Genomic DNA, 25,291 nt, shown 5'->3' on the forward strand with positions numbered 1-25,291 from the left:
GCAGATATTTTACTCTTCTATTAATTCAGATCTTTGAACAATGCCTTCGAGTTTATCTGCAAATTCACCAGCAATGGTTGCATCTTCGTCAAAATGACAAATTAATCAGCTTGGAAATATTCCTTATCCAGATCCAGAAATACACCAAACTCCGAAGGGGGCAGGTAATAAAGATAGGGAGAGCTATTTAGTTTTACCAGGCGCTCATTACCCTCTTCTTGGCCAATTACTAGAGCGTCTTCACCTTCTACGCCTTTAACAGTTATTGTTACAGCTGGTATGCCTAGCTCCCCAGAAGTTGTGGCATCTTCAGCTCTCATAAATTGGAGGCGGTGGGCAAGATCAGCTACACGTGTTTCAATTACTTTCTCAAGCTGGGGCTGCATAAGAATCCAGCTATCATCTTTTTGTTCAAATACAAACTCACCGCTATTGTTCTGAATGGTAATCTGGTTAATGGAAGTTGGAAAGTTAAGAGCTAAATCTCTCCATTCAGAGTCTTTAGCAGTTGGCTCAAAACTGGTATCTGACAGATACACCTGGTCGGAATCCGCCAGACGAAAGTAGTTACTTGCAGCAAACCCAAGCCCTGAGTTGCCAATTATGATAGTTTGCTCACCAATTTTAAGAACCACGCCGTTTTCCCCCACCCCGTATTGATCGTGGTTATCTGGATTGGTAGAGACAAGATTATCCGTTGTAAGAGAAGCTAGATTAGTTAAGAGCTCTTCTATTTTATTTTGATCAGCTGGGAAGTTGTCAGACGATGCTACAACCCAAATATCTTTTATTTTAGCTAAGTGGATTTGAGAAATGGTTATTTCAGTTACTCCCGCCGTATCGATCAATTGAGATTTACTTAAAAAACTAAAAAAGTTAGGATTGCGAAGGAAAATAGCAGTTGTGAGTAATAAAACAAAGACCAACAGGGTTAAACCTTTTAAGTTCATTATTTTTATTTTCGCTTATTAATCCGGATGAAGCCAAGTATGAGCGCTAGGACGGGAACTACAGCTATGAGTCCATATTTAACTGTGTCGCGCATGGAGTCAGATAATACCGTTAGTGGACGATAACTTATTCCTCGAGCACGAATGGATGAGAGGGCGGCATCGGAACTTAACCAATCCACTAGGTTAACAAAAAAGACAGCGTTAGCTTGCTCTCGCTGGAACCCTGCATCAGAGATAAAATCGCTATCTCCAACTAACGCTACTTTGCCCCCTGTAGATGTTTGGGTTGCCGCGGCAACTACCTTACCCTTTGTCTCTATGTCCAGACTAAAATCCTGACTGGGGTCGAGGTTGAAATTCTCGTTCATTGTGTAGCTTTGCGGCACAGTTTGCATTAAGATAAAGGGCTGTTCTTTAGATTTATTTAAGGACGGTCCTTGAATAGAAATGCTGCTTGCCCAAGGGAACATTGCTGTTTCAAGCTGGGATAAAGCAGGAATATCCTTATTCACCCCTGCTGGCTGAATTCTGATCCAGAAAGGATAGGGTGTTAGAAAAATATTAGTTGCCGTACGGAAATTTGCTATCTCATTGGAAGCAGATACAACTAGATCGCTATTTAAGCTTAGACCCAGCGCGCTAAAAGTATCGTTAAGATTATGATCTACAGGAAAGGCCTGTAAATTTTCGGTAACCTCAACCCCCTCAACAGCTAGAAGCACAGATTTTCCACTGTTAACAAAGTCTCGTAAGATTTGTTTTTCCTGCTCTTGCCAAACTTGGGTACTACCGACTACTACGAGAGTACTAACGTTATCTGAGATAGCTATGTTTTCTCCTTCTGTGGCTACCAAAACCTGAGTGGTTACATTAAAGTCACGGGATAATAACTGGTTGGCTATAGCTATCTGCTCTACTTCACCGTGTCCTGTTGTGAAGGCAACTGTGGGAATATTGTTGCTGGTTAAGCGTTTAATTGAGGAGATTAAGAGATACTCATAGTTTGCTCCCTCTTCAAATACGGGGATTGTTTCAGATTTACCTCCGTATTCAATAACTCCGCCAAAATATCCTTGTTGAACCTGGAGTTTTTCTCTTTCAAAGCCAGAAAACTGTAGCTTAGGGATGCCCAGACTCGCCGCCTCTTGCTCTTTATCTGGTGCATCAGGAACAACTGTTTGAACCTGGATTTTGCCAGAGCTAACGCGTTCAAACTCCGCCAATACACTGTCCAATTCTTGTTTAATTGGCAACACCTGATTAGGAAGTTGGGTCGAAATATATAACTTAATAGTTACAATGTCATCAGTATTATTTAAGATATCTTTAGTTACAGGAGCCAGTGAAAAGCGCTGATCTTGGGTGAGATCAAGGCGCAATGGGAAGAAAGAGACAATGTAGTTTAAAAGTATAAGAATTCCTAAGGTTGCTATAACTAAGCCTTTGTTACTAAGAGTACTCATGAATGCTTTAATTTTTTTCATATTACTAGCGATTACGCTTGAGCTGCTCAATGCTTAAGTATAAGAATGCTACGATTACCGATATAAAATATGTGACGTCTTTTAGATCAATGACCCCTTGAGCCATATTCTGATAACGAGCCATAGGGCTTATGAAGAAAAATATGCTGCGTAAAAAGCGAGGAAATTGGTCCGTTATGAGTGGACTACCAATAATCATCACCAAGAAAAAGACAATAATACTTACAAATACAGCCGATAAAGTATTTTTGGAAGTAGTAGAGATAAACATCCCAATCGCAACAAGTGTTTGGGCAAAAAGAAAAGCTGCCAGTAAACTTGCCACAATGACACCAGGGTCTGGTCTACCTAACATAAACACAGCAATGATTGTAGGAAGCAAGCTAAGCACAGTTAAGCCTGAGAGTATTTTTAACCCCACAAACTTACCTAGTACAATTTCTTGCAGTTTGAGAGGTAGCGTCATAAGTACTTCAAATGTTCCAGATTTTTTCTCTTCGGCAAAACTACGAGCTGAGATTACCGCAACCATCACTAAAAGCAACCAAGGCAGGATCGAGAAAATTGGGATCAAATCTGCTTGATCACGGATCAGAATATCGCGGATTGCCAGAAAGTTTACAAGGGCACCAAATATCCCTAATATAATAAAACCCGTAGGTGTGTTGAAATAAAAGGATAATTCTTTTTTGGCAATAGTTTTAATATTTTTCATTTCATTGTCACGTCGTGGAATATTTTTTCAAGTTTACCTTTTCTTTTTGGAACTTTATCGTCATAAACAATAGAGCCTTTATTTATAATAATCACTCTTGAACACATCGCCTCAACCTCTTGTAAGATATGCGTGGAGAGAATAACGGTCTTTTTCTTACCCAACTCTTTGATTAATCCCCTTATTTCTACCACCTGATTAGGGTCAAGACCAGAAGTGGGTTCATCAAGAATTAATATCTCTGGATTTCCTATGATGGAAGCGGCCAGTCCTACTCTTTGTTTATATCCTCGGGAAAGATTTTCTATCTTATGTTTAAGTTTTTCTTCTACACCGCAAACTTTTATTATGTTTTTGGTATTTGGGGAACTGGTTTTTGTTGATGCTATAAATCTAAGATATTCCTCCACAGTCATTTCGCTATACAGAGGGTTATTTTCTGGCAGGTAGCCAATGAGCTTGGCAGCTTTAACGCGGTCTTTATCTGGATTTACAGTGCCCACAGACACCTCTCCTGAGGAAGGGCGGGCAAATCCGGTGAGCATGCGCATAGTGGTTGTTTTACCTGCGCCATTGGGACCCAAGAACCCGACCACCTCTCCTTTACCTATACTGAAAGATACATTGTCTACAGCGGTAACTTGACCAAATTGTTTAGACACATTCTTAAGTTTGATCATGGTCACTTATTATAGCACTCATTTTAAAGGCAAGGTCTTTAATTTTATTAAAGGCCTTGCCTTTAATAATTTGATTAGCGCTTTATCTGTGATTTGCCCCAAACGGAAGGAGCGCTCTTATCTTCTTTAAGATATGTAAAAGCCGTGGCAGCCGCGCGCGCGCCTAAGCCCACAGCTGAGGCTATCTGTTCGATAGAAAAGCCGTAGTGAATCAGGTCGCCAGCTGCAAAAACGCCGGGGACATTGGTCTCTAAAGTCTGATTTACATGTACATATCCCCCCTTGTCCATCTTGACACCAATGGGGATCATGAGTGCAGATCCCGGAACACCGCCTATTTCAATAAAAAGTTTGTTCAGTTTAATTTCCTGTTTCTTACTATCACTATTTCCCTTGATAAATATATTTACTCCTGTTAATTCTTTGTCTGAGCCTGATATTTTCTCAACTAGCGCATTACATATAACAGTTATATTCTTGCTCTTTTCTACCTGATCAAGCCACACAGGATCTCCTCGAAGCTCACTACCTCGGTAGATAAGATAAACCTTGGAGGCAACCTGGGCAACCTGCACAGCCGCCTGAACAGCCGAGTTAGCTCCCCCTACAACGGCACAGATCTGTCCCTTGTAGTCCTGCTTTTCACACGTTGCACAATACAGCACGCCTTTGCCAGTGTACTCTACTTCGCCAGGAATATTCAGCTTTCTTCTTTCCATCCCTGTTGCAAGAATAATAGACTTACATGTAAAGGCTTCGCCTTTATATGTTTGGATTTTGAACTTATGATCCTTAATTTGCTCTATTCTAATGACTTCATCTTCGATGAGCTCTCCGTTTACATCAGCGTCCACTTCTTTTGCGCGCTTTGCCGCTTGCTTGACCATGCGCTCCGTTAACTCTTTTCCAGTAATATCTTCAAAGCCAGGATAGTTTAGGATATCTGGAGCTAGCTGGAGTTGACCGCCAACGGTTTTGCCAATAATAATATGAGAAAGATGAAAACAAGAACAGTAGATAGAAGCCGTTAATCCAGCTGGACCCGCTCCTATTATGATTACATCTAATGGTTCAGTATTCATGTGTCAATTATACTTCTTTTGTTGTTTTAACCTTTGCAAGGTTAAACCATTGTAGAGAATCGTATGCGGCCTGGTTTGAAGTACGATAATCATGACCTGCCTCTTTATATAAGACTAATTTAAAATTTGATTTGCTTTGTGGATGTGTTGTGATTAGCTGTTTATGGAAACTTGCTGACTGTGAATAATCAATGCATTGATCATTTATCCCATGACCTATAAATATTTTTGTGTTGTCTAAATATTTAACGTTGTCTACTGGAGCCAAACCATCTTCATTATTAAGGTGTTTTCGCCATATGGGCGATGTTATTCCTCTATATAAATAGTGATACCCATCTTTCTTCATTCCTCGCATAAAATCCTCATTACTCTCTTCTCCTTGTATGCTCCCACAGGCTTTATTGTTGACTGCTGGATATATTAGACATAATTCACTAATTTTCTTTTCAAATCTAGGTAAGAGTGGAATATAACTACCTCCAAAACTTCTTCCCATAAATATGATTCTTTTGTATTTTAGTATTCGTTTTTTTCGTGAATAGTGGTTAATTGCGGTTGTGCCTGCCATGAATTCATGGTACAAGTCCAAAAAAGTTTGTATACAGCCCTGTGGAGTACATATTCCATCGCTTCTACCGTAGCCAATATAGTCAGGTACAAATAAATCAGTCTGATAGCTAAGAATATGTTTGGCGTCTGGTAAGTTTCCATTATCTGGTGGGATCGGAGCTCCCGGCCCGTAGATCACAACTGTGTCATTGTTTAAGCTTTGCTCACTTACATTGCTATATAAAATTCCTGCTATTTTTTTGATACGTAACAATTCAAAATTATACATTGCTGTTTATATTAGACAATAATATCGATTCGAGGATAGTGTACACCATGTGTGAATAAATTCCCAAGTCTTAACAATAATTCACCTCGCTCAAAATATAGGTTGAGTCTATTTTTTCTACTTTCATGTCCATCAAATAGCCAATACTGCCTAATCAGCCATTCTGTCGCATCTTGTCCGTATGATTTGATCATGCTGGATACAATTTGTTTTGGATTTTTTCTAAGTGATCCTGTTTCTGGATTGATAACCGATTCATCAAATATTATTCCGTCACTGATAAGTTTTGCAACCAAATCATGCACTTTGGCAGCACTAAGTCGAATTTCCTCATCTGGTTGCATTGCTGGAACAAAGCGCGGAAACTCGATGGGCATATTACTATATCTAGATAATGACCAAGGGATCCCTTTTTCTGTAAATATACCCGCAGCCTGTCGGTAGGCGTCTTCATTCCTCATGAGCACATCAATATCCTCGGAAGTAGGATTCTTTGTGAGCACGCCAGCATCAGCAAAAGTAAGATTTACAGAGGGAATAACTCCAGACTGGGCTTTATTCAAATATTTCTGAACTGCCAGAACAGTTTCCACCATAGCTGTCCATTTGCCACCAACTCGACTTGCCTCAATTGGATTACCAACACAGCTAGGGTCGATCAATGCGGAATCATAGCCTTGGACATATAATGGACAGAGGGTTACATTCATAGGTAGTTGATCTCCTAATACGTATACTTTTTCTAAATGCGATCCTGGCGTTCTTAGATTTAGACCACGTTCCCGTAGACAATCCACTACCCCATCCGTGGAGATGCCACGATCCGAAAGTGTATGCTCTATATGTGCAACTGACTCGTTCATTTTTATCCTATAATAATTAATGCTCATATTATATTGGGAAAAATGAAGATATCAATTTTTTAACTGATTTACACAAAATACTAATTATATGTTAATATATTAACATGATAACCGTACCCGATATTGTTCGCAAAATAATTAGTCGAACTCCTTATTTAGAGGAAGCATTATCTAGAGACATTATTAATCTGTCTGGATTAGCACGAGATATCCGTCCCGAAGTAGAGAAACTAACTATGAAAAAGGTTGAACTAGGATCTGTAATTATGGCTTTAAAGAGACTTCAACCTAAGCTTAGAACAAGCTTAGAACTTGAAATGATTTTTAAAACACCTCCAGAGCTAATTTTACGCTCCAATCTGTTAGAAATTACAATAGCAAATTCATCATTACTTGCAGAAAAGCAGAAACATCTTCTACTTTATGCGAGCAAACGTCATGCTCAATTTATTACTATTACTCATGGTATTTTTGAAACAACAATTATTGCTAGTCGGCAGACATTAGACATGATCTATAAACTATATAAAGACGAAAAAATTATATCTGAGATAGCAGATTTATCATCAATTACTGTAAAGTTCCCCGTAGATATAATCAATACTTCAGGGGTGTACTACACTATTCTCAAGATACTCGCTTGGGAAAATATTGATATTACTGAGGTTGTTTCAACTTACTCAGAAATTACAATTATCCTTAAAAAGGATTATGTTGAACGAGCATTTGGGTTAATCAAAGGACTCTTTGACTAATAATTCTTCACTTGTAACATTGTTTTGAGTATCTGATGAAGCAAATCCGTGGCATCCAGCAGGTCCTGCTCCAATGATTACTACATCTAAATTATCTTTGTGCATATTCCTATTTTACACCATACGCCAGATAGCTTATTCTGTAAATTATCTTATTTGACAAACTATAGATAATAGTTAAACTGTATCTAAGATATAAACAAATAATTTATATCTGGAAGGAGGTGAAGTTACAATGAATGAAACTTTGAAATTTGGTATTGAACCAGAGCTGTTGGCTGAAGTAGATTTGTTTAGAGCTATTTGTAATGATGAGAATAATCATATACCTACGCCACAAGAACTAGGGGCTGTAACAGCTTTTTCTGATGCTTTATTTTCATATGATAACGAAGCCCTGGATATTGTGGCCCAGTTTTTTGAACCAGGTGAAGATGGGTTAACAACGATAAGCGAGGCAGCAATGCAATTGCACGATTATGTTTGTCAAACGTCCAGTGTTTGACACTAATTTATTTTAAATATTTTAAAACCCGGTTTTAAAACTAATTGTCTGTGGTATTTGATTCAGTAAGTCGGTTGCATTAAAGTTATTTCCTACAGTTTCTGCCAATAATTCTCCTGCCTTTTTATTTAAGTAAGAACCAGCGGTTGTAGCTAAGAAAGGATCGTTTTTACACGCCAAGGCGGCTACTAATCCTGCAAGAACGTCCCCGGTTCCGCCTTTGGTCATCCCAGGGTTGCCTCCAGAGATAGTTACGCATTTATCTGGAGAACAGACAATATCTACTTGTCCCTTTAGTAAGATAATGCAACTATGCTGTTTGGCCATATCTTGAACTTTTTTATTATTACCAAAGAGCATTTCAAATTCCCTGACGTGAGGAGTTAAGATTGCCCCGACTGAGATCTGGGATTTGTCTATTGTCTGCAAGGCTCCACCATCCAAGACCAGTTGAGATTTGGTAGATAGTATTGATTCGGTAAGTTTTTTTGTGTCATCGTCACCAGATTGCTCCCCTTCTTTGCGAGGCAGGCCGGGGCCAATAAGAATGCAGTCTGCTTCATTTATATAGGAATTAATATCTGATCTGGGAATAACTATGCCGTTTTGAAACTTGGTTTTGAGTGATTTTACAATCTCATTATTTTCGGGAGTTGAAGCAATATACACCATGTCTACAAGGCGACTTGCAATCTGGGCACTCCAGATTAAGGGAGCATGAAATAGGGCTGAACCCGCTATAATGAGTAACTTCCCATTCTGCCCCTTATGAGAGTCAGCTTCTGGCTGATAAAGCTGTTTAAGTATCTCCGGATTAAATTCCTGCATAGTGAGTATTTTAAAGAGAATATATCCAGAAAGCAATCTTATTGGGGAACCTATTGTCAGCATAGTATGGATACGATTTAAGAGCTGGGTATTTATTTTTAAGATAAGAAATTACATAACTATCTGGTTGATCCGAATAAACTGGAACTACTACTTCATCTCCTGTGTTTAGAGCAAGATACTCGACGTTATAGTCTGCAACAATCGGATAGTCTGCATGAATAGCGTCATATAGTGTTTTCTGTTCAAGATATTCTGCTCTAATTCCTGGCTTTATTCCCATATTTTCTGTGTCTTTGAGTAAGTAGTTAAGCGTGAACCTTTCAAACTCAGATACATGAGCTATTTTCTGATGTGAAGAATCGCTAAGAATAAGATAATTGGCTACATATCTAAGATCAGACCTAATGGCTTTCGCATATTCTTCCTTTATCAACGAGGCTCTAACTAGACTATGGCTATATATAAATAAGGATGCTAATAGAGCTACAATTAGAAATAAATTAGCGTAATTAGTTATTGATTGGTTTAACTTCTTAATTAGTGAGAATAGATAATTAATACCAACTGCCGTTATGCCAAATACAGTTAATAGTTGTCCAGATAGTCGCATATTGTGTGGCATTGATTGCCCTCCTTCAAAGGTAAAAACGGCAGGAATGAGGAAGATTGCCAAATTCAGCAATACTAATGTATTAAATATTTTTTGGCTGCGAGTAGCAAAAGAAATGTTTTTTGCTATTAAGCCCAATCCGGCAATAAACCCAAGAGAAACAATTGGTTGTATAAGTGGAGCTTGTCCGTAATTCACACGCCAGTTTTGGTCACCAACAAAAAAGTAGCCAGTAATAACTTTACCCGCTTGTTTAGCTGCAAGAATAAATCCTTCCATAATAGTCTTATGTGTAAAGACAGAGACCTCGCTAACGCGTGATGCTAGTGGTTCTGGGAAGGCAATAAACATTAAGATCGTAGGTATAAGTGTAATGAGTCCAGCTAGAATCATGATACTAAGATGCTTAATTCTGATGCTTGCTCTCTGCTTACTAAATAACCACCAAGCCATAAGTATAAAGGGCATAAAGATTGCGATGGCACGGTATGCTGGGTAGGTATAAAAACCTAGCCCTAGAAGTACACCAATGACTGCCGCTTTTAAAACTGTTTTATTACTCCAATAAGACTGGAATAATAGATAGATTAAACCCAGAATAAATGGAACTAGTATCGAACGAAAACCTGACCTGGATAAAGCAATATGCCATGGTGAAGTAGCTAAGATTATTCCTGCAATTATACCGGTTGTTTTATCCTTAAGTTTAGTAATTATCCAGATAAACAACGTTACAGTTGCTGAACCTATTAATGCTGATAGTCCGTAAACTTGCCATACTCCAGATCCAAAGACAGCAAAGAAACCCTTAAGTAATACTATATATAAACCCTCATTGTGTTCACCAAATCTAAAATAGAAAGGCTGAATAGGAGAATATAAAGCCTCTAATCCATTTATGGCAACATCTGGATATAAGCTGTCTATCTGACTGATCTGAGTAAAACGCAGATAAAATCCGACTATACTAATTATGCCAGCTAAAGTTAAAAATAGTTTATTTTTCATCGCTGTTCTCTCATTAAGATAATGTTATCTATAAATATGCGACTATCTGCAGCCCCAGCGTCTTGCTCAATTAGTATTTTATTAATACTATCGCTATTAATATTTAAAAGTGATAGTGGTATATTCACAATAGCCCAGCCCTTTTCTCCTCCGATTAAAAAGTCATTTACCATAACTTTATTGCTCTGTTTGTTTTGATCGTCAGATACAGATAGGCTTATAACCTGTTCCACATCTTCTCTATACAGATAGAACTGAATATTTGTGTATGATTGAGTAGAGACTAACTCTGGGAATACAAAGACGGCGCCTGCTTGTGATTTCTTGAATTTAATTAATATTGATTTAAAACCTTCAACTGACATCTCGAGGCTCTTGATATCAGTGTCAGTTTCCCATCCTTCTTGGACAACATTTACCTTGAATTCATCGTCATAAAGTATATATTGAGAAGGTAAAGCGCTGAGATTTGTTTGAGCTTGCTCATTAATCTCTCTGTAAACTTCAGCCACATTATCACCTTGAAGAGCTGCGTAAACTAATTTACCGTAATCAGATGGAATATATTTAACGTGGTCTTCAAGTAAACATGGACAACCTATGTCATGAAAACTCCACGCTGCCCAGCCAATATCTAGCTGCTTGGCATAGCGGATTAGCGATGTAACATCTTTTTGACTCATACGTGGATACGCGTCTGCGCCAAATTCTCCAATAAAAACAGGCAAATCTTGAGCTATTAATCCAAATATTTCTTCAAACTCTTCTACACTATTGTAGACATTTGCTCTATAAACTATATTGTCAAAAGGCATAGGATTGGCTAGGTATGGATTAATTTTGCGACCCCAATCTTCACCCGTAACAAAGATTAATGAGCGAGGATGAACTTGACGTACTTGAGCTATTAATGCACTATAGGCATTAAATATTTCCTCATGGGTAACATCATGCGGCTCAAGCATTAAGTCGTATAAAACAGTTGGGTCGTCTCTGTATTTATCAGCAATATCCAGCCACATTTTATATGTCCCTTCATCGGGTAGTTGATTGAATGTTGTGACATATGGATGAATGAGTACATATGCACCTTGTTGTCTCGCTGGGCGTATAACCTGTTTCTCTAGAGCATCTAGTGTTCCTGCAGGATCACGCAGATAATCCTCTTGAATGATGCGAGTACGTATAATGTTAGCTCCCCAACTATTTATAACATATCTCGTAGCCTTTGGATTCCACTTTTGTGTATCCCCTCCCCAGTTAACACCGGCTATATTTACGCCCCGCAATAGGACTCGCTCTCCTGATTCGTTAATGATATTTTTTTCATCTGTACTAAGCCAAGTGGCAGTTTTGTTTAATCCCAAGATTTGCCTAACAACACTTCCTGTGTCGTTAATAAAAGAACTCCTAAGACCAGGAAAGATAGAACTAATAAAGAAAATATTAACCAGAATAATAAATATAATTGGAAATATGGATTTTAGGTAAACTATGATCCCGCTAAGCGGGATGAAACACTTGATTATTTTTAGTAAATTTTTATTCTTCATTATTCTTTGTTAACTTTGTTAACTTTGTTAACTTTCCGCAAAATGTAACGAATCTGTTGGTCTTTTGTTCCAGACTTAATTCCCTGGATAATCTCTTCTGCCTCTAGCGTTGTACTACCTCCAGTATAATTAGTGAAGTCTATAACTAAATCACTATTGATATATGCGTTGTAGAGGATCGTGTTATTTTCTACTGAATATGTATCGATAAGATTCTGCCGGTCTACGATATAATCTATAGACTTCCAGGTATTATTAAGCCTCTCAATTGTAGCTGGATCCCTGTCAACTTTTTTGGCCATTTCAGATAGGGGAAAACTAATTGAGTTGGCTCCGTATGGCAACCTAAGATCTAAGAACATCCAGTCATCACTTATAATCACATCTTTTTGGGAGAGATTTTGTCTGATATATTTAAGTAAAGCAACTTGCTCATTAACACGATTCTGAGTATATAGTTGCCCCCCAGTCAGCAGCAAGTAAATAGTAACAATTGGTAGGACTACAATGAGACTTTTGAGCAGTAATTGGCGTGCTAGGATGGACATCTTATGATAGACGAGATTGATCACTAAGCTTATGTTGATTGTCAGAAATGTCAGCACGGGAATAATATAAAAACCTTGAATTAGTTGTCCGCGCAGAAGAAACGCGCTGTAGCCAATTGTTGCTATTAAAGAAGTGATGATAATTGAATTGCGCTTATATAAGCTGTACATTAATAGTGCCAATGTTGAGGCAACGCCAATTACTAAGAATGCTCTGTCTAACCCTAGCCATTCCGTAAGAGAGAGATCAAAGTAACTATTCTTGACCCAAGGATACTCCCCTCCACCTCTCCCCAACTGATATTGAACTGTTTCAATTAAACTAACATGCTTTCCACCAGTAATTTGATCGGATAAAAACTCATTCCTAAGTAAAGCAGTTAAGGGAAATAGCCCAATAATAAATAATGTGGTGATGAGCCAAGTGCCGATGGCATACAGCTTCAATGCGCCTTTGTTTAAGCTCCAAGCAAGATACAAGTAGGCTGGGTAGACGAATAAAGCAAACTCTTTAGATAAAGCAGCGATTCCAAACGTCAGCGCTGACATGATAACCCTTTGCAGATTTCCGGCACCTGAAACAAGTAAATATAATGAGACTACTAGCCAAAGATTTTGGATATTATCTAGTAAAACCTGTCTATGAAAATAGATTGATAGTGGTGAAAATATTAGAAAAATTGTTCCAGCTAAGGCGATTATTTTCTTGCTGGTGACTTTTTCTAATAGTAAATATGTAAACAAATTTGCGACGCTAGCTACTATGACCATCAGCAATCTTGCAGATACAATAGATATTCCAAAAGTAAACGGACCACCTGTAAGTAAAAACCAGAGCCCTATAAATATCCACCCCAATGGAGGGTGGTCATAAAAGTAGGTATATGGGCTTAGTTGTCCACCATTTACTGACCACCATCCTTGCGCAGCGTAGATACCCTCGTCAACATAAAATTCAGGATATTGCCAGAAATTAATAAAATGGGTGGCAAATGTCCCAAAGAAAACAAAAAATGGAAATGTGTATTTGTTTACTATTCGTTTCATTCTATATAGTATTGTTGTAATCTATGAGTATTGTAGTGTTCTGTTTTTTCCCAGTTATTATCTCCTAGTAATATCTGAATTCCCCCTCTCAATGAGGAATATGCGAGTACTAGCTGATAAGGAAAATAAACTATAAGTAATAATATATAAATCATAGCAGAGCTTGCTATCTGATAGCTATACTTGAATTCATATAAACCGATGAGCATTAGAATAATATGGATAATCAGAAAATAGAGAGGTATAAATGAGTATAAAGTTAGCATAAATGGAACCCTAGAATTCAAAGCTAAAGTTGGTAAGATAACAAATCCAATTAAACTAAAATGATAGATCACGGGTTGTAAAATAACGTATAGAGCAAGTAACTGCTGTTTTAAGGTAGGAAGCTTGGTCCAGATGCCACTAAAAAGTATCTGAAAATATCCTCTATTCCAGCGTGATCGCTGTTTAATAAATGAATTAAGATTTGCTGGTGTTTCTTCGAGAGTTGCAATACGCACATCGTTAATTGCCGTGATTTTGTATCCTGCCGCTGATAAACGCATTCCAATATCTGCATCTTCCGTGAGCTTGGTGTCATCCCAACCTCCTATGCTCTGTAAAACAGAACGCGCAAAGAATACCGTATTTCCACCAAGAGGTGTAGCGCCTAAATCGCTAAACATGGGAATTACCGATTTAAACCAGTAGTAATACTCTAAGACATTTAATGGAGCAAACCATGATGCGTTAACAGTAACTAACTGCACTGCTGACTGAACTACATCTACTTTTCGCTTGCTAAATGTTGAATTAACTGCAGTTACTATATCCATATGAGGTTCGTCTTCAGCGTCAAATACTCCAATAAAATCACCAGTTGCATGAAGCAAGCCCTCATTAAGAGCTCTTGCTTTGTTGACTGGATAACCCGCGTAGGTAATTAGTTTTATATCTGTTCCATTTAATTCAGGTAATAGTTCGCGCACCTTATTGATTGTGCCTGTATCGTCATTGCGAATAACAACAATAACCTCAAATAATTGCTTAGGATAATTAATCTTTGCCATTGCTCGCAGCGTGTCCTGAATTACTTTTTCTTCGAATCTCGCTGGAATAATTAAGGTAAACTTACTCTTAATTGTAGATAAGGTCTCCATATCTGGTTTTAGATGTGTAAGGTCTTTGTCTATAAACCATGAATATAGTAGCCCATAAGTAGAGAAAGCTCCTTGGAGGATAAGGAGTGTAGTAAATACAAACAACAGCGAGCTTATGAGAGTTAAGCTTAAAAGCTGAGTTAAGCCCAATAATCCTAGTAAAAATACTGTAATAATAAGTACTGCTTTCATATCCTATAGTGTAGTGATTATTATACCTCCATTGAGTTCAAATGCAAGTTTATTTACCAAGAAATCTCTAGAGGGGTTTGATTACCAATGAGGAAGTTATTGGAGCTCCACATTAACAAAAGTAACTCCGTCATTCAATGGATGTGGTTCTACATCACAACCTTGAAATGGACTTACTTCTTGCATGTTTTGTGATCCTCCACGATCAGTTAACCCCATGGAGAAAGTAACATTTGCTCGATCATCACCATATCTCCAGCGATCCATCTGTAAACTAACTGCTGATGTTTGTGCATCTGGTTGACCGTCTGCTGTCCATTTTATAAGACTAGCATGGCTTTTGAATGCATCTGGAAGCTCCACTCGTGCATATGAGCGGACTTGAGCTGTTCCCTCTGTGATCATTTGTGCAACTTGTTCGCTGTTTAAAGAGTATGTCTGGCCTGTTCCCACTACTTTGCCGTTTTTAACCTCGTCGTGTTCGTGCATAGTTAGGGAGAATGGATAAGGGGTTAATGTTTCAGCTGCTTCTGCTGCTGGTGTAGCTGTTTCTACAGCTGCTGGTGTGTTCCCATTTGGATTAATCCAAGAAGCTTGCAATGTAGCCATGGCTTCTGGTTCGTTAGCCATGATAGTTGCAATTGGTGATGCGTTATCTTGATTACTGACTATCTTAAGTGCAGCTTCCTGAACTGAAGGAGCACATCCGCCAGTTAGTCCAGCTGCCAAAGTTAGTCTTAATGCTGTTTCTCTTAAATTCATATTTATTAAACTCGAGAGGTTATTATAACTGGATATTTTATCTTTGTCAAGACTATGGGTTTGTAGTTACTAGCTTAAGGCAAGACCTTTCATTTTATGCAAGGTCTTGCCTTGTCTCGTAAGCGAGCTACTAACTCTAGCTTGACACATGTAATGTAATATCCTATAGGTTAAGGCTATAAGGGTTTTGAATCGCATATGTTATAATTAATTTATGAAAACATCTGTTTTATCATTTCGGACTGTGATTGAGAAAGATGGCACTTCGTACCATGGGCATGTTCCTTCCTTGCCAGGATGCCACACTCAAGGAGAGTCAATTGAACAAACCCGCAAATACCTTAGAGAAGCAATAGCTGGTTATCTTAAAACACTTAAAAAACAAGGGTTGATAATTCCCACAGACGAAAGCTATGAATCTGTTGAGTCCTTTGACATGCGTAGCCTTTTTGAAAATCACCCCTCTTCTCAATCGTATGTCTAATATTCCTGTTATAACTGCTCGAAAACTGATTAAACTTTTAAGAAAAAATGGCTTTGTTCATTCTAGAACAGAAGGTAGTCACCAGATATTTTTCCATCCAGGAAACAAGCGCATTGTTTCAGTTCCCGTTCATGCTGGAAAAGACCTTGGACGTGGAATCACCCGAGCGATTTTAAAAGACGCTGATATCTTACCTGAAAGCTCTCTCTAAAATAAACTGTTTATTGTCAAGACTATGGGTTTGTAGTTACTAGCTTAAGGCAAGACCTTTCATTTCATGCAAGGTCTTGCCTTGTCTCGTAAGCGAGCTACTAACTCTAACTTGACACATTCATAAAGGCAACCTATAATACACGACTATGAGCAATACTCTTACAAAGAAACTCTTTACTATTACTGCGTTGGCAATTATTCTAGGGAGTGTGTTTGGTTTTTCTGAAAGCAATGTGGATGGGAAGTCGGCCAGTGCTTTTATAGATAAGAAGATCAATAAATCTGGGACTAGTGATTATTATGATAATCTAACCGGATCAGATGCGTTTAAACCAGGAGAGGTAATCACCTACAAGATTTTTGTTCGTAACACCGGAGATGTAGATATTGTAAATATTCGCGTTAAGGATATATTTTCAAAATATGTTAACTATCACTCTGCTCCATCAGGAGGAGACTATAAAGATGGCGTGTGGGAAATAAATATAGGAACTCTTGCGCCTGGCGACACCAAAACATTAATGGTTCGTGGGTTAGTTGTGGGTAATCAAGACTTACCTAGTGATCAAAGCTTAATTTGTGATCTTAAAAATCGTGCGGAGATGCATGGTGATGTTTCTGGAGGTTTACTTGTAGCTGATGAGGCAGAGTTCTGTATTGAGCATGGAGTGATTACAACTACTGCGGTTACCACTTATGGTAAGGGTGGACCAGTTGCAGACTACTTACCTGAAGCAGGAGCTGGCAGTGTGATATTGATCACTTCACTTCTATCTGGAGCAGGTCTGGCTTTCCGCAAGTTTGCTAAATAAGTTGGTTGAATCGTCAACTAATCGTCAACCTTGCTACTCTGTAATCACCTGGGATATTCTAATATCGTGTTCTGCTTGTGGTAATTCTGAAAAGATCTGAAAAGAAAAAGCGAGAGCTATGGTTGGAACGGAAAGATTTTCCAGAAAGCGGTCATAGTATCCCGCTCCTCTACCAATGCGTACACCGCTTTTTGTGAAGGCACGTCCCGGAACAATAATTAAATCCAGATCACTGGGGTTAATAGCTGTATTTTCAAAAAGCTTAACTGACGAAAGACTGTTCCCTTCTATTTTTGGAATATAAAAATCCTTTTTTATTTTAAATAGCGATTGTATTTGTACTTCGTCTCTAAGTGGCAAATAAACCATTATCTTATTAGATTTATCAAAGGACTGGCCTTTGATAAAATTGTCTATAAGAGAGGTGCTGTGGCTAGTTAAATCCTCAGTAGATAATTTGTCAAATTCTTTTTTGATCAAATCTCGGTAATACTGTTTGTTTTGCATCTTTTGGTAAAATGAATATAGGTAAACTATGAAACATATGAATATAGACATTATAACTTTATTTCCCAAGATGTTCTCTGGACCATTCGAGGAATCAATAGTACAAAGAGCTCAGGATAAGAAACTTGTTCAGATAACTATCTACGACCTGCGTAACTGGGCTTTGGATAAACGTGGAACTGTAGATGACAAGCCTTATGGAGGAGGCACGGGAATGCTCTTGCGGCCTGAACCAATATTTGATGTAGTTAAAGATATTAAGTCCAAAAGTCCGACCAGTCACTTCGTAAAAGGTCGGACCTTAAATACAAGGGTTGTGCTGTTGGATGCGGGAGGAGAATTATATAATCAAAAAAAAGCAGCTGAATACAGCAAGTTGGATCAGCTTATTTTAATCTGTGGCCATTATGAGGGAGTAGATTATCGTGTACACGAACATCTAGCTGACGAAATAATCTCCATTGGAAATTTTGTTCTAACGGGTGGAGAAATTCCTGCAATGCTTATAGCTGACTCAGTGACTAGGCTAATACCTGGGGTTTTAGAAAAAGAAGAAGCAACTACCATTGAATCATTCTCTGATGAGATGACATTGGAATATCCTCAATATACCAGACCTGAAATATACCAAGGGCATAAGGTCCCAGAAATATTACTATCTGGTGATCATGCAAAGATAGATAACTGGAGAAAAGAAGAGAGTATTAAGAGAACTGAAGTTAATCGTTCAGATCTGGCTTAATATTTAGCCTAATTGTTTGCATATCTGTGGATGCAATATCCGTAAGGTAGTGTTCGTCTGCTGTTGTAATAATTGTTTGGTATCCAGAAATAATATTTTGAATAAGTTGGCGATGCTGTTTATCTAGTTCAGAAAAGATATCATCAAGTAAAAGAACTGGTTTTTCTTGGGTTTGGTGTTCCAGATACTTAAGCTCGCCATATTTTAGCCAAAGCACCCCCATGCGTTGTTCTCCTCTACTCCCAAATTGATCAAGATTAATTTTAGACTTTTCATTATTTAAGCAGAGAATAATATCGTCGCGGTGAGGGCCTACTAAGGTGTATCCTGCGGAGAGTTCAGCTTGTTGGTATTTTAATAGACGCTCTTTACTGATAGCGCTATGGTCATAGTTAAGAATAAAATTAAATTCAGGCGTATGTTGATTGTTTAAAAAGCTAATACATTCTTCGCGAAACTTTGTAATTATTTGTCCGTGCATAATTACCAAGCTGTCCCAGTGAGTTAACTCATCTTCACGAAGAGTATTTTCCTCTCTCATTCTGTATAGTAGTTTATTTCTTCTACGTATTGCTTTTTCATATTCCGTCAAAGCGTGGGCATATTTTCTGTCTGTTTGGATAAGCACGCTGTCTAAAAAGTTTCTGCGCCTTGCCGGGGATCCAGTTATTAGCTGAATATCCTCTGGACTAAAAACAACAGCGTTAAATTCTCCTACGAAATTACTTTTTTGCTTGCCTACTCCATTTACCAGATATCTTTTTCCTGCTGTTCGTGTTCCGTTTGTTGTTCCGTTTGTTGTTATTATTGTCAGCTCTTGTTTTCCATTTTGATTAGTTATGAATCCTTCAATTCTCGCTAGTTCAGATTCATGTGCAATTACAGCTTTTTCTACCAGTGCTCGAAAACTTTTGCCTGTGGCTAGTAGATAAATAGCCTCTAGGATATTTGTCTTGCCTGCAGTGTTAGGCCCCACAATTGTGGTTAATGTAGGTGAAAACTTAAACATATGATCGTTGTATACGCGAAAATTATGAAGCTTAATATTTTGTATGAACATTAAAGGATAATAACATTAATACGAAAGCTTGGAGTATTATTTGTTAATAATAAACAAAGTTTCCATTTTAGAAGAGAGTGAAGGGAAAAAACCATCCGTGAGATGTAGATTGTTCTTCTTGAAGAGATCTTTCCACCAAGTACGTGAGAAAACAGACACCCTTGATAGGTCGTGTCCATAAAATTTCTGCATCCACCAGTTTTCTGTTGTAAATACTTTATGAAAACAGTGTTTACGGCTTACTCGGCAACATTCTCTCAAGGCTTGGGGTAAATTATGCTCATCAATGTGGCTAAGTACGTTAAACGTAGCTACAACATCAAATGAATTGCTGTCATATGGAAGATGAAGAATATCACCGTATTTGAGATGTTTTTTGATTCTTGGATTTGCTCTAGATAAAGCATATTTAGAAATCTCAATCCCCTTTGCATCAACTCCCAATAACCTAAGGTAGTGCACTAAATGTCCAGTAGCACAGCCAACATCAAGCACTGATTTAGGCTTTAGAAATATTTTTATCATGAGAGCACGGTATATGTTGGCTAAATTGACTTTTAGTTTGCCCGTAAATTTAGTTGTGTATCCACGATACCCAACGCCTTCCTCATAGTATTCGCGGTTATAAAAAGATGCGTCAAGAGAAAATGGAGAAATGACTGTTCCATGAAACTTCTTGCCAGTCATTAACTTTTCCATATTGGCAATATTTGTACCTCTTAGCACGATTACAGTAAGTCCGAGTTTTTGTGCTTCTTTGGCGGCAATTGGATCCCAAGGCACATTCATCCCTGGTGTCCATTCACTTCCAATAAGCCGGCGGAAGTATTTCCAGGTTGTGCGTTCTATTGGGCGAGCATTTTTATCTATCCGAGGGTCTGCAGTATAGACCATATCTACGTTACTTAAGTTTATAAGAACTTTAGCCTTATGCATTTTAGCTAATAACACTGCGCAGTAGTCTGTGGACCAGCCGGGTTTCCAGCCAGCAGCGACTACTACGGGTTCTTTTACGCCTGGTGCCATGCGATCATACTGATCAATGATTTTAGTGTGGGCAATGTCTTTAAAGATTGTACGGATAAGATGGGCATTGATTCTAGTAGCATGAATACCTAGCCAGTCCAGGTCATCGCGGGTAACCTCGCCAATTACTTCATTTCCAGCATCGCGATAGCTTCTGGCAGTTGCCCCACCACCAGCAACAATAATAAATCGTCTGTTGTATTGGGTAATTTGAGTGCGAATAAAGGTGTTAAAATCCTGGAGAAACTTGGTGTCTATTCCTCCGTTGGGAACAATTAATGATCCACCTAAGCTTAAAATAATTGTTTCTTCAAATGCCATTTTTACCCATTAAAAAAGAGCCCGGAGGCCCTTAGTTTTGTGTTAATAACGTCCCATTGAGGACATTGCTTAAATTACAAACGATAATTTGATTCTGCATAAACCTACTACCACTCCCTATGTATATATTATGTAATGTAATGGCAGAATAGCAGATTAATCCTTTCCCTGTCAACATTAGAGAATATTATACGTACAATTTATGTATAAAGCAACTTCGTGGAGACAAAGTTCTTCATTTTAGTCTGGAAGATTTCTTTTGAGAAATTGTTGGCATGTTTTATACAGTCTTCTTTTCTTATATTTAGTTTATCTAGTTTTTTCATTGCGGCAACAACTATTTCTAAATTTAACTCATCAAATAACACTCCTGTCTTGCCCTCTATAATTGTTTCTGGTACTCCTCCGCTTCTTAGAGCTACTACCGGAATTCCATAGCCCATTGCCTCAACTGGGACAATTCCAAATTCTTCATCTTTAGCAGGAAAGATTAAAGCTTTCGCATTGGCATAAATAGAAGGTAGGTCTTTATCAGCTATCTCTCCTAAGAAAGTGACCAGAGACGGCGTTTTTACTTTAGATCGCAAATATTCTTCATCAGGTCCCTTACCTACGATAATTAACTGTTTATTGAGTTTTTGACAAGCTTCGATTGCCAAATCTATGTGTTTAGCTCGAGCCAAACGAGACACAACCAGGTAATAATCGCCAACACACTCTAAGTGTGTGTTTATATTAATCTTAACTGGTGGGTAGATTACTGTTGATTTGTGGCGGTAAAATTTAGTAATTCTCTTTTGTGTTTCTTTGGAGTTAGCAATAAAGTAATTAACGCTTTGGGCTATATTGAAATCATAGAGACGTAAAAAATGATTAACAATATAGCTGTATAGGCGCACAACTTTGTACTTATTCCAGTTTCGTGCCGTATCATAGCCATAGAGATAACGAGGTGGAGTGTGTAGATATGAAATGTGTGTAGTGATTTTGGGATTGGTAATAATTCCCCGAGGCATGTACCAAGCAGAAGAGCTGATTACGACGTCGTAGTCAGAAAAATCGAAATATTTCCAGACCCAGGGAGTTAAAAATCTAAGGGGTGAGTGGAATTTTTTTACAAACCAATTTCGCTCCACCCAGGAAGTTCGAATATCCCAGGTTTTAATTCTCTCAGCGTGTGGCCCCAATCCATCCCAGTTTACAAAAGCGGTATAAATAGGTGCTTTTGGCCAGATTTCATGCATTGCCTCAAGCACTCTTTCTGCTCCACCATAGACCTGTAGATAATCATGAACTAGTGCTAGTTTCATTTTAGAAATAGTGCTTTGGTAAATGCTTGCTTGTCATTGTCATGGGTTAGGATTCTTAGAACCTCATCAGGAAATATGAACTTTGCTTCGGAAACTTCCCAGTCGTGATCTTCAGGATTACCTGAAACATATTCCATAAGATAGTAGTGCACTGTCTTATCTATTAAACAATCTTCCCATTGATATTTATATTTTACCAATGGGAGCTTTTTTATAATTTTAGCCTTAATCCCTCCCTCTTCCCCTACTTCGCGAAGTGCTGCTTGTTCAATTGATTCATCGGCAATTTCATCACCCACTAAGCCCTTAGGAAAACTCCAGTGACCAAACTGAGAGTGTTGAGTGATTAACCACAAAAGTGGTTGATCACGAAATCCTGAGCCTTGCGAAGGACTTTCCTTGCATACTATCCCCCCTGCTGAAATTTCTATTTTATTCTTCATAGTTCGCTTAACTTGTTTTATTTTACAGCATTTCTAGTTGCTGGTTATCCTCTTTCTCAACAATTTCTGGTTCTGGTTTTGTTGGTTGATATAACTTTTTAACGCGCGCCCAATGAGAGCGGAAGGCAAGTTTGTCAAAATGTTCTTTGGTTTCAACTGTGTCAAGGCGGCTTAATTTAGCAGTATTTAGATCAAGATCTATGTCAATATCTATAACAATTTGAGCTAATTTTTTAGCCATGAGGACGTCTTTTTTAGAATCGGATAATAATTTTTGCTGTCTACCGCTTAGCTCTTGTAGATGATTATATACTTCCTCTAAAGAACTGTATTTAGTTATTAACTCGCTTGCAGATTTTGGACCGATCCCTTTAACACCTGGGTAATTATCTGAAGGATCACCCATAAGCGCTTTATAGTCAACCATTTGTTGAGGGTGAATTTTATATTTTTCCTCCACCTCTGTTTCACCAAATAATTTTCCTTGAGCTATACCTTTTACGGGCATATACACTTTTGTTTTTTGACTGACCAACTGTAATAAATCTCGATCTCCGGTAATAATAACTGTTTCTAGATTTCTGCTCTGGGCGAGGTTGGCCAAAGTTCCAATAATGTCATCTGCCTCATAACCTGCTTGCTCATAAATAGGAATTCTAAGAGTATGTAGAAGTTCTTTAGTAGGCTTGATCTGGGAAATTAAATTGTCTGGTGTGAGTTTGCGCTGGACTCGGTAGTTTTCATATAACTTATCTCTAAAAGTCGGCAAGGGCAAATCAAAGGCACAGATTATATATGCGGGATTAAATAATTCTATAAAGCTGAGTAACATTTGGGTAAATCCGTAAATAGCATTTATGGATGTCTTATCTTTTAGAGTTAATGTTTCGGGGAGTGCATAAAAAGCACGGTATAGTATCGCGTTGGAGTCGATTAGCAGCAGTTTTTCCATATATTAGTCTTTTTTCATTAGACTATCTAACTCTTCACCGTCCAAAGTCTCTTTTATAAGCAACTCTTTGGCCAAGCGGTCAAGCTTAAGCTTATGCTTTTTTAATAATTGCTTTGCATCTGTGTATGCATTATCTATAATTAACTTTACCTCTTGGTCAATTAAAGACTGCATTTGCGGACTTATCTGCGGTTGCTCAAAATATCCTTTTCCTATCTCAACTTCCTGCATCTGGGATCCAAAGTCTATTGGACCAAGCTTGCTCATACCAAAATCCAGAACCATTGCGCGGGCTATTCTGGTGGATACATCGATGTCACTAGAGGCGCCAGATGTCATCTCTGAAAATATGAGCTCCTCTGCAGCACGCCCGCCTAGCAATGTTCTAATCTGAGCAAGTAATCGGGTTTTTGTTTCGTGGGTTCTATCGGTTTCGGGAACAATTAAATTAAAACCTAATGCGCGACCACGAGACACAATGGAAATTCGGTGCACTGGATCCGTGTCTTCCTGTACGTATGACATAACTGCGTGACCAGCTTCATGGTAAGCCGTCATTTTGCGGTCTTCATCCGATTGTAACCGCTTTTTTTCTGGTCCCAACTTAACTTTAGTAGCCGCTTCTTCAATGTGTTCCATGTTTATCTTTAGCTTATTCTCGCGAGCCGTAAGAATAGCTGCCTCATTCATCATGTTTTCAATATCTGCTCCGGAAAAACCTACTGTGCGGCGCGCCACTTTTTTCCAGTTAATACTTTTTACAAATGGTTTGCCTTTTGCATGTATCATGGCAATTTCTTGTCTACCTTCAATGTCTGGTAAATCCAGCTGGATGCGTCGGTCAAAACGACCAGGTCGAAGTAATGCTGAGTCCAGCATGTCTCCACGGTTGGTTGCAGCAATTACAATAACGCTTTCATTGGGCTCAAAACCGTCCATTTCTACCAACATCTGGTTGAGTGTCTGCTCCCTTTCATCATGACCTCCCATCGCTCCGACGGAGCGCGTACGGCCAATTGCATCAACTTCATCAATAAAAATAATCGAAGGAGCCTGTTTTTTAGCGGTCTTAAACAGGTCCCGCATTCGGGCACTCCCTACTCCAACTAACATTTCCATAAATTCTGAGCCAGCCATGGAGAAAAAAGGCACCTTGGCTTCTCCAGCTACAGCTTTAGCAAGTAGAGTTTTACCAGTCCCCGATGGGCCAACAAGCAATACTCCTTTGGGAGTACGTGCTCCAACACTTGCGTATTTCTTCGGGTGCTTTAGAAAGTCTACAATTTCTTCCATTTCTTTTTTGGCTTCTTGGATACCCGCAATGTCTTTAAAGGTGATTTTGGGTTTTTCCTGATCAAATAGTTTGGCAGTAGATTGACCAAAAGAAAAAATTGAGCTTTGTGCCCCTTTAGCCTGGCGGAAGATAAAAAAGAAGAAGCCAACCATAAGCAAGATTGGTAATATATTTATAACCAGGTCAATAAAAGGTACATTAAAAAAACTATCTCCCTCGATTTCAATCTCAAGCCTTTTTGGATCTATCTGGGCATTTTGCAGGATCTCTACAAAAGAAGCCTGGGGTTCTTTAAAGGATTCAAACTTGTCTCCACCATTATATTCAGCAGTAACTTTACGTTCCTCAACCATTACTTTTTTGATTTTGCCAGCCTTGATATCTGTCAACACGCTGGAGAGAGGCTTTTTTTCTAATTCTTGAGATGCTTGATTTAAGCTGGCTAAAAAAGATAGCGCAAAGAATAAGATTAATCCCCACAAAAAAAGATTTTTGATATTAAGATTTAATTTAAACTCCTTACGAATCTTTTTAATTCCCAAAGATGGTTGTTTCT

General features: G+C 38.4%; 26 protein-coding genes. 6 read left to right on the plus strand and 20 right to left on the minus strand.

The features are described 5' to 3' along the window. Positions 1-101: 101 nt before the first annotated feature. The 7 genes from CO050_03915 to CO050_03945 all read right to left on the minus strand — a co-directional run bounded on the left by CO050_03915 (position 102) and on the right by CO050_03945 (position 6,618). Entirely contained in the window at positions 102-950 is an 849-nt protein-coding gene (locus CO050_03915) for a hypothetical protein (protein PJC31161.1), read from the minus strand. A 5-nt stretch (positions 951-955) separates the two neighbouring features. Next, a complete protein-coding gene (locus CO050_03920; GenBank protein PJC31162.1) occupies positions 956-2,437 on the minus strand; it encodes a hypothetical protein in 1,482 nt (493 codons plus the stop codon). Positions 2,438-2,441: 4 nt separating this feature from the next. Further along, entirely contained in the window at positions 2,442-3,152 is a 711-nt protein-coding gene (locus CO050_03925) for a hypothetical protein (protein ID PJC31163.1), read from the minus strand. Continuing rightward, positions 3,149-3,832 (minus strand): multidrug ABC transporter ATP-binding protein, encoded by a 684-nt coding sequence (locus tag CO050_03930; GenBank protein PJC31164.1) that lies wholly within the window; start codon positions 3,830-3,832, stop codon positions 3,149-3,151. The genes CO050_03925 and CO050_03930 overlap by 4 nt, the downstream gene beginning before the upstream one ends. A 74-nt stretch (positions 3,833-3,906) precedes the next feature. Beyond that, positions 3,907-4,914, minus strand: a complete 1,008-nt coding sequence (locus CO050_03935; GenBank protein PJC31165.1) for a thioredoxin reductase — start codon at positions 4,912-4,914, stop codon at positions 3,907-3,909. 7 nt (positions 4,915-4,921) lie between these two features. Next, positions 4,922-5,755, minus strand: a complete 834-nt coding sequence (locus CO050_03940; protein ID PJC31166.1) for a hypothetical protein — start codon at positions 5,753-5,755, stop codon at positions 4,922-4,924. A gap of 11 nt (positions 5,756-5,766) precedes the next feature. Beyond that, the gene (locus tag CO050_03945) at positions 5,767-6,618 is read right to left on the minus strand and encodes a hypothetical protein (protein ID PJC31167.1); all 852 of its coding nucleotides are present in this window, start codon (positions 6,616-6,618) and stop codon (positions 5,767-5,769) included. Between the two features lie 104 nt (positions 6,619-6,722). Between CO050_03945 and CO050_03950 the strand changes: the two genes are divergently transcribed. Next, a complete protein-coding gene (locus CO050_03950; protein PJC31168.1) occupies positions 6,723-7,373 on the plus strand; it encodes an aspartate kinase in 651 nt (216 codons plus the stop codon). A gap of 235 nt (positions 7,374-7,608) precedes the next feature. Continuing rightward, positions 7,609-7,878: a hypothetical protein gene (locus tag CO050_03955; protein ID PJC31169.1), complete on the plus strand. Its 270-nt coding sequence runs from the start codon at positions 7,609-7,611 to the stop codon at positions 7,876-7,878. 21 nt (positions 7,879-7,899) lie between these two features. On the opposite strand, the gene CO050_03960 is transcribed toward CO050_03955, so the two are convergent. The 6 genes from CO050_03960 to CO050_03985 form a co-directional block, all read right to left on the minus strand. Continuing rightward, on the minus strand, positions 7,900-8,769 hold the full coding sequence (locus CO050_03960) for an NAD(P)H-hydrate dehydratase (protein ID PJC31170.1): 870 nt from the start codon (positions 8,767-8,769) through the stop codon (positions 7,900-7,902). Further along, positions 8,717-10,327, minus strand: coding sequence for a hypothetical protein (locus tag CO050_03965; protein PJC31171.1), 1,611 nt, complete (start codon positions 10,325-10,327; stop codon positions 8,717-8,719). The genes CO050_03960 and CO050_03965 overlap by 53 nt, the downstream gene beginning before the upstream one ends. Continuing rightward, a complete protein-coding gene (locus CO050_03970; GenBank protein ID PJC31172.1) occupies positions 10,324-11,880 on the minus strand; it encodes a hypothetical protein in 1,557 nt (518 codons plus the stop codon). The genes CO050_03965 and CO050_03970 overlap by 4 nt, the downstream gene beginning before the upstream one ends. Beyond that, positions 11,880-13,475 (minus strand): hypothetical protein, encoded by a 1,596-nt coding sequence (locus CO050_03975; protein PJC31173.1) that lies wholly within the window; start codon positions 13,473-13,475, stop codon positions 11,880-11,882. Before CO050_03975 ends, CO050_03970 begins: the two co-directional genes overlap by 1 nt. Then, positions 13,472-14,809: a glycosyl transferase family 2 gene (locus CO050_03980; GenBank protein ID PJC31174.1), complete on the minus strand. Its 1,338-nt coding sequence runs from the start codon at positions 14,807-14,809 to the stop codon at positions 13,472-13,474. Before CO050_03980 ends, CO050_03975 begins: the two co-directional genes overlap by 4 nt. A 96-nt stretch (positions 14,810-14,905) precedes the next feature. Next, on the minus strand, positions 14,906-15,571 hold the full coding sequence (locus CO050_03985; GenBank protein PJC31175.1) for a hypothetical protein: 666 nt from the start codon (positions 15,569-15,571) through the stop codon (positions 14,906-14,908). Between the two features lie 214 nt (positions 15,572-15,785). Here CO050_03985 and CO050_03990 point away from each other — a divergent pair, with 214 nt between their 5' ends. The 3 genes from CO050_03990 to CO050_04000 all read left to right on the plus strand — a co-directional run bounded on the left by CO050_03990 (position 15,786) and on the right by CO050_04000 (position 17,080). Next, a complete protein-coding gene (locus CO050_03990; protein ID PJC31176.1) occupies positions 15,786-16,055 on the plus strand; it encodes a hypothetical protein in 270 nt (89 codons plus the stop codon). Position 16,056: 1 nt separating this feature from the next. Continuing rightward, a complete protein-coding gene (locus CO050_03995; protein ID PJC31240.1) occupies positions 16,057-16,266 on the plus strand; it encodes a toxin HicA in 210 nt (69 codons plus the stop codon). Positions 16,267-16,414: 148 nt separating this feature from the next. Then, positions 16,415-17,080 (plus strand): hypothetical protein, encoded by a 666-nt coding sequence (locus tag CO050_04000; GenBank protein ID PJC31177.1) that lies wholly within the window; start codon positions 16,415-16,417, stop codon positions 17,078-17,080. Positions 17,081-17,113: 33 nt separating this feature from the next. On the opposite strand, the gene CO050_04005 is transcribed toward CO050_04000, so the two are convergent. Beyond that, on the minus strand, positions 17,114-17,638 hold the full coding sequence (locus CO050_04005; protein PJC31178.1) for a 5-formyltetrahydrofolate cyclo-ligase: 525 nt from the start codon (positions 17,636-17,638) through the stop codon (positions 17,114-17,116). Here CO050_04005 and CO050_04010 point away from each other — a divergent pair. Further along, positions 17,625-18,329, plus strand: coding sequence for a tRNA (guanosine(37)-N1)-methyltransferase TrmD (locus CO050_04010; GenBank protein ID PJC31179.1), 705 nt, complete (start codon positions 17,625-17,627; stop codon positions 18,327-18,329). The genes CO050_04005 and CO050_04010 overlap by 14 nt on opposite strands. Here CO050_04010 and CO050_04015 read toward each other — a convergent pair. The 6 genes from CO050_04015 to CO050_04040 all read right to left on the minus strand — a co-directional run bounded on the left by CO050_04015 (position 18,307) and on the right by CO050_04040 (position 25,277). Continuing rightward, positions 18,307-19,389, minus strand: coding sequence for a hypothetical protein (locus CO050_04015; GenBank protein ID PJC31180.1), 1,083 nt, complete (start codon positions 19,387-19,389; stop codon positions 18,307-18,309). The two genes, CO050_04010 and CO050_04015, sit on opposite strands and share 23 nt — an antisense overlap. A 36-nt stretch (positions 19,390-19,425) precedes the next feature. Continuing rightward, the gene (locus tag CO050_04020; GenBank protein ID PJC31181.1) at positions 19,426-20,736 is read right to left on the minus strand and encodes a UMP kinase; all 1,311 of its coding nucleotides are present in this window, start codon (positions 20,734-20,736) and stop codon (positions 19,426-19,428) included. A gap of 200 nt (positions 20,737-20,936) precedes the next feature. After that, positions 20,937-22,046: a glycosyltransferase family 4 protein gene (locus CO050_04025; GenBank protein ID PJC31182.1), complete on the minus strand. Its 1,110-nt coding sequence runs from the start codon at positions 22,044-22,046 to the stop codon at positions 20,937-20,939. Further along, on the minus strand, positions 22,043-22,489 hold the full coding sequence (locus tag CO050_04030; protein ID PJC31183.1) for a hypothetical protein: 447 nt from the start codon (positions 22,487-22,489) through the stop codon (positions 22,043-22,045). The genes CO050_04025 and CO050_04030 overlap by 4 nt, the downstream gene beginning before the upstream one ends. Before the next feature lie 22 nt (positions 22,490-22,511). Further along, on the minus strand, positions 22,512-23,441 hold the full coding sequence (locus CO050_04035; protein ID PJC31184.1) for a hypothetical protein: 930 nt from the start codon (positions 23,439-23,441) through the stop codon (positions 22,512-22,514). 3 nt (positions 23,442-23,444) lie between these two features. Further along, complete coding sequence (locus CO050_04040) at positions 23,445-25,277, minus strand: cell division protein FtsH (protein ID PJC31241.1); 1,833 nt, start codon at positions 25,275-25,277, stop codon at positions 23,445-23,447. Positions 25,278-25,291: the final 14 nt, after the last annotated feature.

Source organism: Candidatus Roizmanbacteria bacterium CG_4_9_14_0_2_um_filter_38_17, from assembly GCA_002788855.1.
Lineage (GTDB): Bacteria > Patescibacteriota > Microgenomatia.